General features: G+C 42.1%; 10 protein-coding genes and 1 pseudogene. 7 read left to right on the forward strand and 4 right to left on the reverse strand.

Going from position 1 to position 14,398, the window contains the following annotated elements; all coding sequences use genetic code 11:
* Positions 1 to 123 precede the first annotated feature (123 nt).
* Complete coding sequence (locus RMY32_RS11740) at positions 124 to 498, reverse strand: macro domain-containing protein (RefSeq protein ID WP_322714742.1); 375 nt, start codon at positions 496 to 498, stop codon at positions 124 to 126.
* Between the two features lie 229 nt (positions 499 to 727).
* Here RMY32_RS11740 and RMY32_RS11745 point away from each other — a divergent pair.
* Both RMY32_RS11745 and RMY32_RS11750 read left to right on the forward strand, forming a co-directional pair.
* A pseudogene (locus RMY32_RS11745) lies at positions 728 to 988 on the forward strand (GTP-binding protein); the annotation flags it as partial.
* Positions 989 to 1,286: 298 nt separating this feature from the next.
* Positions 1,287 to 2,357, forward strand: a complete 1,071-nt coding sequence (locus tag RMY32_RS11750) for an acyltransferase family protein (RefSeq protein WP_322714743.1) — start codon at positions 1,287 to 1,289, stop codon at positions 2,355 to 2,357.
* Here RMY32_RS11750 and RMY32_RS11755 read toward each other — a convergent pair.
* A complete protein-coding gene (locus tag RMY32_RS11755; protein ID WP_322714744.1) occupies positions 2,318 to 2,551 on the reverse strand; it encodes a hypothetical protein in 234 nt (77 codons plus the stop codon). The two genes, RMY32_RS11750 and RMY32_RS11755, sit on opposite strands and share 40 nt — an antisense overlap.
* Before the next feature lie 224 nt (positions 2,552 to 2,775).
* Here RMY32_RS11755 and RMY32_RS11760 point away from each other — a divergent pair, with 224 nt between their 5' ends.
* Entirely contained in the window at positions 2,776 to 3,657 is an 882-nt protein-coding gene (locus RMY32_RS11760) for a GNAT family N-acetyltransferase (protein ID WP_322714745.1), read from the forward strand.
* Between the two features lie 62 nt (positions 3,658 to 3,719).
* The gene (locus RMY32_RS11765; RefSeq protein WP_322714767.1) at positions 3,720 to 4,487 is read left to right on the forward strand and encodes a Uma2 family endonuclease; all 768 of its coding nucleotides are present in this window, start codon (positions 3,720 to 3,722) and stop codon (positions 4,485 to 4,487) included.
* A gap of 13 nt (positions 4,488 to 4,500) precedes the next feature.
* Here RMY32_RS11765 and RMY32_RS11770 read toward each other — a convergent pair whose 3' ends face one another.
* Positions 4,501 to 5,217, reverse strand: coding sequence for a molybdopterin-dependent oxidoreductase (locus RMY32_RS11770; RefSeq protein ID WP_322714746.1), 717 nt, complete (start codon positions 5,215 to 5,217; stop codon positions 4,501 to 4,503).
* A gap of 233 nt (positions 5,218 to 5,450) precedes the next feature.
* Between RMY32_RS11770 and RMY32_RS11775 the strand changes: the two genes are divergently transcribed.
* The 3 genes from RMY32_RS11775 to RMY32_RS11785 all read left to right on the forward strand — a co-directional run bounded on the left by RMY32_RS11775 (position 5,451) and on the right by RMY32_RS11785 (position 12,883).
* Positions 5,451 to 6,443 carry an NAD-dependent epimerase/dehydratase family protein gene (locus RMY32_RS11775; RefSeq protein ID WP_322714747.1) on the forward strand — a complete coding sequence of 331 codons (993 nt, stop codon included), beginning with the start codon at positions 5,451 to 5,453 and terminating at the stop codon, positions 6,441 to 6,443.
* Between the two features lie 272 nt (positions 6,444 to 6,715).
* The gene (locus RMY32_RS11780) at positions 6,716 to 12,394 is read left to right on the forward strand and encodes an AAA family ATPase (RefSeq protein WP_322714748.1); all 5,679 of its coding nucleotides are present in this window, start codon (positions 6,716 to 6,718) and stop codon (positions 12,392 to 12,394) included.
* A gap of 9 nt (positions 12,395 to 12,403) precedes the next feature.
* On the forward strand, positions 12,404 to 12,883 hold the full coding sequence (locus RMY32_RS11785) for a response regulator (protein WP_322692367.1): 480 nt from the start codon (positions 12,404 to 12,406) through the stop codon (positions 12,881 to 12,883).
* A gap of 190 nt (positions 12,884 to 13,073) precedes the next feature.
* Here the strand turns inward: RMY32_RS11785 and bioF are convergent, their stop codons facing one another.
* Positions 13,074 to 14,309 (reverse strand): 8-amino-7-oxononanoate synthase, encoded by a 1,236-nt coding sequence (gene bioF, locus RMY32_RS11790; protein WP_322714749.1) that lies wholly within the window; start codon positions 14,307 to 14,309, stop codon positions 13,074 to 13,076.
* Between the last annotated feature and the right edge of the window lie 89 nt (positions 14,310 to 14,398).

A 14,398-nucleotide genomic window follows, 5' to 3' on the forward strand; every position in this document is an offset into this window, starting at 1 on the left:
ATACAGACACAATTCAACTGACAAACTTGTTGAGCATAAATTTAACCGCTTGAGGGGCTTGATAAAGCAGCTTGCCGGGTTCCTCAACAAGGAATCCGGCTTCATCCTCCGCGATGACGAGTACTAACTCTCTGGGGATTCAGTATATGGCACTCGTCCTATTCCTGTACCCAATCCAGGACAAGCAATGGTGTTAATTTTTTGTCTAGCATGTTGGTTATGGTGTCGAACTGCTAACAGCATCGCCCACATCGCAATATAAGGAATATCTGTCCCAGCAATAATCATGGGAACTCGCATGGTAGGAGTATGAGCCAAAAAAGGATGTTTGTGATGGCCTGTTTCCACAATCATTGATGTTCCCACAGGCTGTTCGCCCAAATAATCTTCAAGAATGCGCTGCTGGACTCTTGCCATTAAGGAACGACCGAAAAAACGGATAATTGCCGCATCTATGCCACCATCCATCATTCCGAAAGAGTTAGCAGGGCTGACCATACAATCAAAATCAGGCAACTACTCGAAATAGTTATTCACTATTTCTACATTGGGTAAGTAATTAAAATGCTGTTGAAAGGCTGCACACAACAAAGAGTCAGGAGCTACCAATATCAATTTCAAGCTTTCATTTCCTCCGCTTGAATACCTATTTTAAACGTCAGCTAGGGCAAATATCAACTGTTTGTCTGCATCTGGAAAGACCCACGAAAAACCTAACCCCCAACCCGTGGCGGGTGTGCAGTCCCAGTCCATTACCGTGGATCGGCAAATGAAGCGCTACCGTGTGCCGCGTTTGGCGTTCATCAACAAAATGGATCGGACGGGAGCAGACCCATTTCGTGTAGTACAGGGAATACGCGATCGCTTGCAACTAAATGCAGTATTACTCCAGTACCCTATCGGCAGTGAAGACCAATTCCAGGGAGTGATTGACCTGGTAGAAATGACTGCTGACTACTTTGAGGGTGAAAATGGGGAAAACTGCATACTTCTTTACTAGGTATCTTTGCAATAAAGGGATTTTTGCAATTGTATAGAAATTTGTACTTCGTTAAGTCCTCAGTAATTTATCATAATCTAAATAAGTATATCCAAGGGAATAAATAATCTTAGTGCATATTTTTATTAATTGATTTTTATCATAAATACTGTTAGCCTTATGATTTACAACTTCTAACAATTTTGTGCAAAGTAATTAGAAAATAATATAATTGTGAGGCAAAATTTATTTTTTTATAAAAAAATCTATGGTATTAGCCTTAATTTTTTAGGAAAAAATAATTAAAATGGTAAAATCAGAAATAGTTGCTCGTATAGTAAAAGAAAGAATTGAATGGATTGATTGTTGGAAAGGTCTTGCCATAATTACAGTTGTTGTAGGACATATAGTCAACCCGGTATCGAAATATATTTACTGGTTTCATATGCCGCTTTTTTTCTTTATCAGTGGATATCTTTATAAAGAAAAAACTGACTACTCTACTTTTTTTAAGAAAAAAATACTTCATCTTCTAGTACCCTACTTTTCGTTTCTTTTTTTATTTACTCTACTCCAGTATTTACCATTGATAATTGACAGTTTGCAGCAAAAAAAGTTATTGCCGATAGATCAAATTATCATATATACATTGATGATAATTTGGAAACAATTATATGGTGGAGCAAATCTGGTGCTTTGGTTTGGTGTATTTTGGTTTGTAACTTGTTTATTTCTTACGCAGCAGTTATATAACCCGATCTATATAAAGTTTGGCTCTAATAATTGGCTGATGATAAAAATTATTCTTGGCTGTTATTGTTTAGCAATGATTAATTATTACTTATTTAAAAATATTATTTTTCCTTGGAATATTAATGTGGTTGCAATGGCACTTCCGTTTTACTGGTTAGGACACATGGCAGCTAAATCATTATTAATTAATTCGAGGATATTGATATTAGTAATAATAATATTTTTGGCTGCCTTTTTACTAGATACTGGGTCTTTGCTGTATTTCAATTTTAATATGAAAAATGCCACTTATGGTGTATTAATGTTTAATGTAATCATAGCTTTGTCTGGTATTATTATTACACAGCAATTAGCGGTACTACTTCATAATAAATCTTACATAGGAAATGCCCTACGCGAACTTGGTAGTGCTTCTATGCTCATTATGTATTTGCATCAACCAATACAAATAACTATTAAAAGTTACCCAATCTTCGCATCTCCAGGAATTAGGGTAATAGGTGCATTATTGATTTCATATATTATCTACAAACTTATCATCAATTATTCAATTATGCGTAAGCTTTTCTTGGGTGATTTTTCAACTTATGCAGTAGTGGAAACTATCAAGAACTCAAAAGTATAAATTTGCACCCAATACTTTTCGGTTGTGGACACCGCCAGCACTGCGGTGTAAAGGCTACGCCAAAAGTGTGGTAGCAGGTTCATTGTTATAGCTGGGGACTGGGGACTGGGGACTGAGGACTGGGGACTGGGGACTGGCGACTGGGGACTGGGGACGGCTATAAATGCGCGATCGCTCTTAGTAAAACGTGCCATCCTGTTTACAGGTGATAATAACCAAGCAGCTCAAGCAGTTTATCGAGGAATTGGCTTTTTGCCTACTGGCGAGAAATATGGGTTAGTCTTATTTGAAGTAATGAGTAATGAGTAATGAGTAATACCCATTACTTATTACTTATTACTCATTACTCATTTATTTTTTCTGGATTTGCTGGAATTGATTTTGTAGTCTCTACTGAATTGATTGTAATACTTGAACTATGAGCCAGTATCGTTTCAAACAGTCATTTTCTGCCGATCCCAGCTTAAGCGATAAGCTTTTTGACTTGATGGAAGTCACATTTCCCGGACTCAGCAGTTTAGCAGAATGTGCAAGAAAACTAGGTGCATCCTGGGAAACAGCTTCAACTCCCTTTATTCGCTTTCATGATGATATAGCTATTACCCATGTGGGAGTGTTAGAAATTCCCATGCAAATTATGGGACAAAGGCTCACTGTCGGAGGAGTTCATGGAGTAGCTACCCGTGCAGAATTTCGCCGGAGAGGGTATTACCGGGAAGTGATGCAAGAAGTACTAGGGTATTGCGATCGCGATCGCTTTTATGAAACCCTGGTACTGACGACACCACAACCGGAGTTTTACTTACCTTTTGGCTTTCGTGTTGTCGAAGAACACATCTTCAAAATTAAATGTAACTCCACAGGTGGCACTGATAGCTTCAGAATACTGGATTTTACCAATACTAAAGATTACACCTTGCTACACAGACTTTTAGAAACACGCATTCCTGTCTCTAATATAGTTGGCGTAGTCAACGAAAAACCTGTGTTCTGTGTCAATGAAGGAAGTCGTCCCTTATACTATGCAGAAGATTTAGATTTAATCGCCTGTATGGAGATAGAAGATAACCGACTTCATCTTTTCGATTTAGTGACAACGCAGATATGTACTTTGAAGAATATTCTTAGTAAGATACCTCAACCCATTGAAGAAGTAGTGATTTACTTTAGTCCAGAACTTCTGGATGTTAAAGATGTGCAAGCATTCACCCATACATTTGATGAAACCGTGCTGATGGTTCGTGGTAAATTTGCAGCAGAAGGCGAGAAATTTATGCTGCCGCGTTCTGCAAGGTGTTGAGTTACTCAAAAACAATTAAATCATAATAGAACTGAGAGTTTCATCATCAGGATTGCTTTATGATGTATCAAACCGACCCGCCGCGATCGCCAAAAGATGTATTGCCAACCATGTACGATCTTCCTAGTGAAGACCCAGAGGAGCCTGGTTTGCCCGATCAGTTTCATTTATTGCAACCTCGTCTGTTAGACGAAACCTTTCGTCCCCCAAATTATCCAAGCGACGAGATATTTGTTGCTAGCGATCTGAATCTTTATTACGATCCGCGCCGTCCACTGTGGTATAAGCGACCAGATTGGTTTGCTGTTTTAGGTGTTTCCCGCCTCTATGAACAACGAGATTTACGCTTAAGTTATGTCCTTTGGCAAGAGGGAGTTCAGCCTTTTATTGTGGTTGAATTGCTGTCTCCAGGTAGTGAAAAGGAAGACTTAGGGCAAACATTGCGGGATATCAAGCAACCATCAGCAAAGTGGGAAGTATATGAGCAGATTTTGCGTGTGCCTTATTATATAGTATTCGATCGCTACAAATATGAGTTAAGGGTATTTAAGTTAGACGGTGGTCGTTATGCTGAGATAACACTGTCAGAGTCACGCTTCTGGATACCAGAACTAGAATTAGGCTTGGGTGTCTGGCAGGGACGCTATCAAGATGTAGAACAGCCCTGGTTACGGTGGTATGATTGGACAGGCTGCTGGCTACTGACTTCTACAGAACAAGAAACTCAACGAGCCCAACAGGAAAGTCAACGAGCTGAACAAGAAAGACAACGGGCTGAACGGTTGATAGCACAATTGCGATCGCTAGGTGTTGAACCCGATTTAGATTAGCTTTTTGCCTGTTTTATAGCCCTGCAAACCACTCATAGCCTCGATCTTCCCAATAGCCTTTAGTGGGTAATAAATTGCTGACGAATGTAATTTGAGTTACCCACTTGCTTTGCTTATAGCCCAGTTTAATTGGGGATGCTAGGCGCATGGGTGCACCATTATCTACTGATAAAGGTTGTCCATTCTTTTGATAAGCCATGAGAGTTTGGGGATGTATGGCAGAAGCAAGATCCCAGCTTTCATAGTAGCCATCCGCAGATTTGAAGTAGACATAACGGACGTTTGACTTCGGCTGTACCAGCGCTACTAAATCTCGTAATCGCACACCTCCCCATTGAACGATCGCAGCCCAGCCTTCAACACAGACATGGCGAATTACCATTGAAGTCAAAGGAAGTTTTTGAATATCTGCCATGCTCAATTGCATCGCATTATTAACTTCACCATCAATTATTAAACGGAACTGTGCCGGATCGATTTGCGGGGTAAAATCAAAGGTATTAACCAGCAATTTATCTGCTTCTATGGCACTGACAGGAAATTCAGGTATAGGTTTTTGAGTTAGCAGAAGTGCTTCAAGACTTTGGTTTAGTGGCTCAGAGATTTGCCGCAAATTATCTGAGAACAAATCTGTTCCACAGCCACCAAGAAGAAAACCTACCCCTGAAAGTCCAGATACTTGCAGTAACCGACGACGGGATAGAGTACGTTTGGGAAGAATCAGACTCATAAAACCTCTACAGAAACATAGATTTCACTAATTTGACTAATTCAAGGGTTAAAGCAAAGGTAAAAGTCAATATTTCGCATTTATCTGCCTTGCGATCGCCAACCTAAAGATTGTAAGTTAGTTACACACATAAAAATCCCCACGCATTTATTTTCTACTGATAACGGATATTTAATTTGTCTTAAGCGCTATTTTAAAAACATAAAAACCTTAATTAGCTACAACTTTCAAATATGTCAGACAACAAAGAATTTTCATCCGAAAAAAGCTTTTCTGTTAAAAATGTCTTGATTATAGGTGCAGCCGGGTATATTGGCGGAGCGCTGTGTCAAAAGTTTTCTCAGACACAAGATTTTGCCGTATTGGCACTTGTACGTCCGAGTAGTGATATTGAGGGTATAAAGCCTTTCTGCAAAGAAATAATCCGCTCTCAAGAGCCAGAAATTTCCAGCAATGATGTTGCACAAGCAATTCGCAAGCATGATATTACAACAGTAATTAATGTAGCGTGGCACATGCCTCCAGAATCAAACAAAGAAGCTCAATTCGCTCGAGACCGTATAGCATTAGAAGCCGCTTTATACGGTACTAGTGCAGTTTCACCAGATATTCATGTAATTACAACCAGTGGAAATTTCTCTTTGATTACCGCCGATGGAGGACGAATAACAGAAATACCTCCGCCAAAAGGATATACACTGCCCGAATATTTAGTATGTATTGACTTACTAGTAGGTGTAAATGTTTTGAAAGATGTGCTAGTAGCAGAATATATCAGCAATGGAGGTAACGCCTCGATTGTCTATCCTTCATCAGTGTATGGTTCAGCACCAACTCGTGGCAGTTTCTGGGATTTTGCAATTCAGCAGTTCATTACAGGGAAACCATACCAAGGCTATCAGCCATTTCCACCAGATTTTATGACGGCGTGGATTCATGTTGAAGATTTAGCAGACTGCTACATTGCGGTAGCGCGATTTGGCTCCAAAGGAGGACACTACCTTGCTGCGCCTGAAAATTTTAGTATTAGCCAGGTGTCAAAAATGTTTGCTCAGGCTGCTCAGGTAGAATTTATTTCCCCAGTCTTTGAAAACAAAGACAAAGTTATATTTGATGATTCTCATACTAGAGAAGTACTTCAACTTCAATGGAAGTATAAAGTGGCTGATGAGATGAAAGGTTGGGTAGAGAGAATAAAAGAGTTAGGAACTTATTTTTTAGAGTAAATCAGGGGTAAATAACTAGTCAATTGTTCGATGAGCTTGATTAAAGCATCCGTCAACGTCACCGACGAATGGCTGCTCGCTCTATTGACATCTTGATACCTGAACTTGATACCAATGACGAGACGCCTACTCCACAATATTGATTGGATAATTTATTTCTTGGAGTTCTTGAGCTAAATAAATGAATAATTAAGAGTTTAACTATTGTATAATCTGGCTTGTGAGTCAACCTTACTTTGCTCCTGAATGTAAGAATTGAAGGCGGTTGAACCATGCTGGAAATTCCTAAATATAAAATTTGGACAAAAATCCATGAAAGTGCTAATTCACGGATCTATCGGGGAATTCGGGAACGGGATCGTTTGCCTTTAATCTTCAAGATTTTGAAGAAAGACTACCCTACACCAGAGGAAATCACACGCTATAAGCTGGAATACGAAATTACCCGCAGCTTATCATTGAAAGGTGTTATCCAGGCTTACGACTTGCAGCAATATCAAAGCACTTTTGCGATCGTTCTAGAGGACTTTGGAGGCGAATCCTTAACAAAAATTATCGCGACAAGAAAATTTTCCTTAATCGAGTTTCTGAAGTTAGCTGTTCGGATTGCTGAGATTTTAAGTGAAATTCATAGTGCAAATATTATTCATAAGGATATTAATCCATCAAATATTGTTTTAAATTTAGAAACACAACAAATTAAATTTATTGACTTTGGAATTTCAACTGCCCGATCGCGAGAGACATTAACTCTCAAAAATCCAACCGTATTAGAGGGAACATTAGCTTACATCTCTCCAGAGCAAACAGGCAGGATGAACCGTTCTCTCGACTACCGAACTGATTTTTATTCATTAGGTGCTACCTTCTATCAACTATTGACCCATCGGCTGCCCTTTGAATCTAGTGATGCCCTGGAGTTGATTCACTACCATCTGGCTTTGGAACCTGTTCCACCAGATACGCTCGATCCAGCAATTCCGGCGATCGTTTCCGAAATTATCCTGAAACTATTAGCTAAAACAGCAGAGGATCGATATCAAAGTGCCTGGGGAATTAAAACTGATTTAGAACAGTGTCTAATTCAGCTAGAAAATACGGGACGAATCGAGCCATTTTTGTTAGCGCAACAGGATATTTCTGATAAATTTTATATCTCAGAAAAACTTTATGGTAGAGAAAGGGAGATTGAGAAATTATTAGCCGCGATCGCTAGAGTAGCAGGTAAGAAGGACGAACTGTCTTCTTCTCAAGTTGAACTGATGCTGATAGCAGGATACTCCGGTATTGGCAAGTCAGCATTGGTGCAGGAAATTTATAAACCGATTACGCAACAACGGGGCTACTTTATTTCAGGCAAATTTGACCAGTATCAGCGCAATATTCCTTACTTTGCGATCGCTCAAGCCTTTGAGTCTCCGATCAAACAATTACTTACTGAAGAGGATGTACAACTGTGTCAGTGGCGAGACAACCTCTTAACTGCCCTCGGCTCAAACAGTCGCGTCATTACCCAAGTAATTCCCACAGTGGAATTAATTGTCGGCAATCAACCAGACGTACCAGTTCTACCGCCAACAGAAGCCCAAAATCGCTTTAACCAAGTCTTCCAAAATTTCATTCGCGTTTTTACCCAGCCAGAACATCCACTCGTCATTTTTTTAGACGATCTCCAGTGGGCAGATAATGCCTCGCTGAAGCTGATTCAACTGCTAGCTACCTCTATCGAGAAACAATCATTGTTGTTAATGGGGGCATACCGAGATAACGAGGTAAATGCAGCTCATCCCCTGATCCAGATGGTAGAGGAAATTCGCCAAGCTGGAGCAGTAGTGAACCAACTTTCTCTGGCAGCATTAAGTTTACCTGATATCAATCAGCTGATTGCCGATACATTACACTGCCAACCAGAGAATTCCCTGCCCTTAGCGTCACTGGTGCAACAAAAAACTGGTGGCAATCCCTTTTTCATCAATGAATTTTTGAAATCTCTCTACACTGAAGGGCTAGTAGAATTCGATCGCCAAACAAAGAAATGGCGATGGTCGATAGAACTAATTCAGAATCGGGGAATTACCGATAACATTGTAGAGTTGATGGCAGGTAAGATTCAGAAGCTCAACGGAAAGACGCAGCAAGTGTTGCAGCTATCTGCTTGCATTGGCAACTCTTTTGATTTGGAAACCCTGGCATTTGCGGCTGAACTATCTCAACAAGAAGCCGCGCAAGCTTTGGGAGTAGCGATCGCTCAAGGGTTGATTTTGCCCATGAGCAATGCCCACAGATCTGTTGTCTTGGATGTGCCCCTTCCCGATCGCCCCCCAATAGAATACAAATTTGCTCACGATCGCATTCAGCAAGCAGCTTATTCTCTCCTTCCGAAAGCCCAGCAAAGCAATACTCATTGGCAAGTGGGGCAATGTTTGTTGCAAATGACTCCCTCCGAAAACTTAGCAGACAAGATTTTTGAGATCGCCAACCAGTTGAACTTGGGCAGAAAACTGATAAAAACTCAATCCGAGCAGGATAATTTGTCCCGGTTAAACCTGATGGCAGGGGAAAAAGCCAAGGCATCAGCCGCTTATGAAGCTGCCTGGCAATATTTGCAAACTGGTTTGGAGCTGCTGACAACAAATAGCTGGCAAACAAACTATGAACTGACCCTTACCCTGTATAGCGCCACAGCAGAAGCAGCCTATCTTAGCGGTAATATCGAGCAAGTAGAGCCACTGTTCCAACAGGTACTAGATCGTGCCAGAACCCTATTAGATAGCTTAAAAGTCTACGATGTCAAGATCCAAACTTGTGTTGCTCAAAGTAAATTGCTAGAGGCAATTCAAATTGCTTTACAGCTACTTCAGCAATTAGGGGTTCACCTTCCCCTCCAGCCAACCTCTGAGAATGTTCAACAAGCGCTCTCGGAAACTGCCTCAAAATTAGCAAACAGACGCATTGAAGATTTAGCTAACTTGCCAATGATGTCTGAGCCAGAGATGCTGGCGGCAATGCAGCTTTTGACAAGTATGTGTGCATCAGCTTATTTGGCAGTACCTCCCCTATTTGTGCTGATTGTACTTAAAATGGTGGATTTGCTGATTGAGTACGGAAATATGATGTTGGCTCCTTTTGCCTATGCCGCCTATGGGATTATTCTCTGTGGAATTGTATTTGAGATTGAGGCAGGGTATCAATTTGGTCAACTGGCGTTAATTCTGCTCGATCGCCTAGATGCTAAACCCATTCAAGCCAGAACCCTATTTCCGGTTAACAACCAGATTAATGTTTGGAAAACACATCTAAGAGAAAGCCTCAAGCCACTCCAGGAATGCTATCACATTGGTATTAAGCAGGGCGATTTAGAGTTTGCTGGCTACGCTGCCATGCATTTCTGTGGTTATTCATTTGTGGTAGGTCAACCTTTGGCTGAACTACAACTTCACCTAACCAGTTATGCCCAGCTATTGAAACAAATCAAGCATTCATCTGGCATTCATTTTATAGAGATTTGCGGGCAAACTGTTTTGAACTTAATTCAAGAGGTTCCCGATCCTGGTATTTTATCGGGTCAAGTTTATGATGAAGCAACCCGGCTACCTCAAATGCAACAAACTAATTTTCACGGAGGTTTGTTCTATTTTTACCTGAATAAATTATTTCTGTGTTACCTGTTTGACAATGCAAATCAGGCGATGTTTGCGACGGGCTACGCCTACGCAAATGCTGTCCTCGCACAAGAGTATTTGCCAGCTATGACCGGATCCGCATTGGTTGCCATCTTTGTGTTCTATGATTCTCTGTCCCGACTTGCGGTATATTCAGACACAGATGCCTTGAAACAGTCAGAGTTGCTTCAGCGGGTAGTAGAAAATCAGGCAAAAATGCAAAATTGGGCATACCATGCCCCGATGAACTATCTACACAAGTGGTACTTAGTAGAAGCAGAACGGTATCGGGTGTTGGATCGAGCGGTGGAAGCAATGGATGCCTATGATCGCGCCATTACCCTGGCCAGAGAAAATGAATACCTCCAAGAAGAGGCGCTAGCTAACGAACTAGCAGCAAAGTTTTATCTGGCAAACAATCGAATGACAATCGCCAAAGCCTATCTGCAAGAGGCAAGGTACGGCTACCTGCGCTGGGGGGCAACCGCTAAAGTCCAAGATTTAGAAAGACGCTATCCCCAACTGCTAGAACTGCGATCGCAAAAAACCGGAACACGTCAACTTGACACTACACAATCGACTTCAAGTAAGTTAGAAATACTGGATTTAGAAACGGTGTTGAAAGCCTCCCAAGCGATCGCCAGTGAAATTCTGTTAGATAAACTCCTGGCAAAACTGATGACCATCCTGATTGAGAATGCCGGAGCGCAAACGGGTTATCTGATTTTACCAACACAAGATGAATGGCGGGTTGAGGCGATGGGGTCGATTGGCAATGAGACAGTAGCCGTTTTGCAATCCATTCCCCTGGAATTGATATCAGCAGATAGCACTCCTTACTTGCCGACTGGACTGATTAATTACGTAATTCGCACGCAAGAAAGTGTTATCCTCAAGAATGCTGCTCAATTGGGCAACTTTCAATCTGAACCCTGGATTGTTCAGCACCAATCGAAGTCAATTCTTTGTGCTACTCTTTTAAACCAGGGAAAACTAACTGGAATTGTCCTTTTAGAAAATAATCTCACCACCAGCGCCTTTACCCCAGAGCGAATTGAAATCTTCAGTTTACTTTCTACACAGGCAGCTATTTCCATTGACAATGCCCGTTTGTTGAAGCAGCAGGCAGAACTAAATGAATCCTTACGGGCTGAAATTGCCGAACGCCAACGAGCCGAGAAAGACCGCGATCGCCTAATTACCATCCTAGAAGCATCCACCGATCATATTGGCATGGCCACTCCCCAAGGCAATGTTTTTTGGAATAACACTCAAGCCAGAAAATTGGCAGGCATACCACTGGATGCAGATATAACTACCATGACCATCCCCAACTACCATCCCCAGTGGGCATTAGAGATTATCCAAAATCAAGGCATTCCGGCAGCGATCCAAAATGGGATCTGGGTTGGTGAAACCGCTTTGTTGGAGAGTGATGGTAGAGAAATTCCGGTTTCCCAAATGATCGTTGCTCACAAAGCCACAGATGGCAGTCTGGAATATTTTTCTACAATCATGCGCGATATCAGGGCCCTGAAAGCGGTAGAGGCAGAAGTCCGTCAACTCAATGCTGAATTGGAAGAACGAGTGATCCAGCGAACTGCCGAATTACAAGCTGCTAACAAAGCGTTGAAAGCTTTTTCTTACTCTGTTTCTCATGATTTACGGGCACCGCTACGGGCGATCGTTGGCTTTGCGAGAATGATCCAAGAAGACTACGGCGATCAACTCGATGCGGAAGGCAATCGTTATCTAAAAGTTGTGCGGGATAATGCCAAACGCATGGGTGAGTTGATTGACGATTTGTTGAATCTATCCCGCCTAGATCGTAAGGAAATGACTCGGCAGCCCGTCTTGCCAAATGAGATAATTCAACAAGTGCTGAGTGATTTAGCCTCAGATTTAAAGGATCGTCAGATTGAATTTGCGATCGCCGATTTACCTATATGTCAGGCTGACCCTTCACTGCTCAAACAAGTCTGGATAAATCTGTTATCGAATGCAATTAAATACACCCGCTACAAATCCCGTGCTTACATTCAAGTGGGCTATGAGGTTATGGATGGGGAAGAAGTATATTTCATTAGAGATAATGGAGCAGGATTTAATATGCAGTATGCCAATAATTTGTTTGGAGTATTCCAACGTCTGCACCGCGAACAAGAGTTTACAGGTACGGGGATTGGACTAGCGATCGTGCAGCGCATTATTCAACGCCACGGTGGGCGCATCTGGGCAGAAGCAGCGATCGATCGAGGCGCAACCTTTTATTTCACCCTTCAAGGGTAAATATAACCCATGAGTGACCAACCCATTGATCGGCCCAATGGCCCATCTTTAGAGCAACCAATTTCTATTGTGTTAGTTGAAGATAATTCTACTGATGCCGAGCTAACTATCAGAGCATTGCGTCGCGGTAGAATTGGCAATAATATTCAACTACTTGAAGATGGAGCCGAAGCTTTAGATTTTCTCTTTTGTCGGGGAGAGTACGCCCACCGTAGCATGACAAATCAACCCAAAGTCATTTTGCTAGATTTGAAACTGCCAAGGATAAGTGGATTAGAAGTTTTACGGCAACTCAAGTCCGATCCACGTACACAAATGATTCCAGTTGTGGTGCTGACCTCTTCTGCTGAAGATCGGGATATGATCGAGAGTTACCAGCTTGGGGTGAATAGCTACATCGTCAAACCTGTCGATTTTGAACAATTTAACCAAGCAGTCCAGCAGCTTGGTTTTTATTGGATTTTGTTTAATCAATTACCAGTTTTGTAAAAGGGATTGGAGATTGGGAACTCCGTTCATCCACCTTTGAACTCCGTTCATTAGACCTCTTGCAAAAGTCTCTAACACCCCACCCCCAACCCCTCCCCGCAAGCAGGGAGGGGAGACAAAGCGTAGCTTTGGCGGGGTGGGGTTCTTTCTTATTTTTGATTTATGCAAGAGGTCTATTATGCCCCATACCCTACTGTCGCCAGCTAATATCCTTTAGTACTGCTACCAATTTTTCAATATGTACTGCTTCATGAGTTGCCATCACGGATATTCTGATTCGACTTGTGGGCACTGTGGGAGGACGAATTGCTGGGGCAAAAATGCCAGCATCTCTTAGCTGTTTTCCAGCTTTGAGCGCATCTGTAGCATTAGGCAATTGAAAACATAATATGGGTGATTCAGAAGGCAGCAATTTCAGGTTAGGTAACTGTTGCAGCAAAGTTTTCAAGTAATGTATATTCCTCCACAATGGGGCGCGGCGTTGCGGTTCTTGTTGCACTATTTTGATTGCTGCTAAGGCTGCGGCTGTATCAGCAGGTGAAAGTCCAGTGGTATAAATCCAACTGGGTGCGCGGTTCCGTAAGAAATCAATTAAGGCGCTACTTCCTGCTACATACCCGCCTAAACTACCTAAAGCTTTACTCAAAGTGCCAACTTGAATTAATGGCTTTCCCGTACATCCAAAATGTTCAACGCACCCAGCGCCAGTTTTTCCTAGTACCCCAGTGGCATGAGCTTCATCGACTAACAGCATACAGCTAAATTCATCAGCGATCGCCAACAGTGCAGGCAACGGACATAAATCGCCATCCATGCTGAAAACGCTATCAGTAAGAATCAAACAGCGTCGGTAGTTTTGTCGCTGTTGACTCAACTGAGTTTTCAATACTGCCGTATCACAGTGTGGATATTCTACAACTGCTGCACCGCTAAGAATCGCTCCATTTTTCAGACTGGAATGATTGTACTGGTCAGAAAATATGAGATCGCGTTTGCCCACAAGGGCGGTAATTGCACCCAAATTTGCTAGATACCCGGAACTAAATACCAAAGCATCTTCTGTTTGTTTGGTAGATGCGATCGCCTCTTCTAACTCCCTGTGTAACTCCCGATGCCCACTGAGTAATCTCGAACCAGTACTACCAGTTCCAAATTCAGCGATCGCAGCAGTTGCAGCTGTTATCAACCGCTCATCTCCAGCCAATCCCAAATAATCATTGCTGGCAAAATTAATTACCTCTTGCCCAGCTAAAACCACCGTTGCACCCGAACGACCATCAATCGGTTGTACTGAGCGATACCAGTCCGCCCGATGAATTGTTGCTAAGGACTTTTCTAGCCAGGTATAAGGATCGGTGGGTACTGGGGACTGGGGACTGGGGATTGGGGACTGGGGACTGGGGATTGGGGATTGGGCATTGGGCATTGGGCATTGGGCAAGGGGAGGAGGGGGGAGAATAACTAATAACTAAGGACTAATGACAAATGACTAATGACTAAGGACAAATGACAAAT

This window comes from Nostoc sp. ChiSLP03a (assembly GCF_034531215.2).
Lineage (GTDB): Bacteria > Cyanobacteriota > Cyanobacteriia > Cyanobacteriales > Nostocaceae > Nostoc.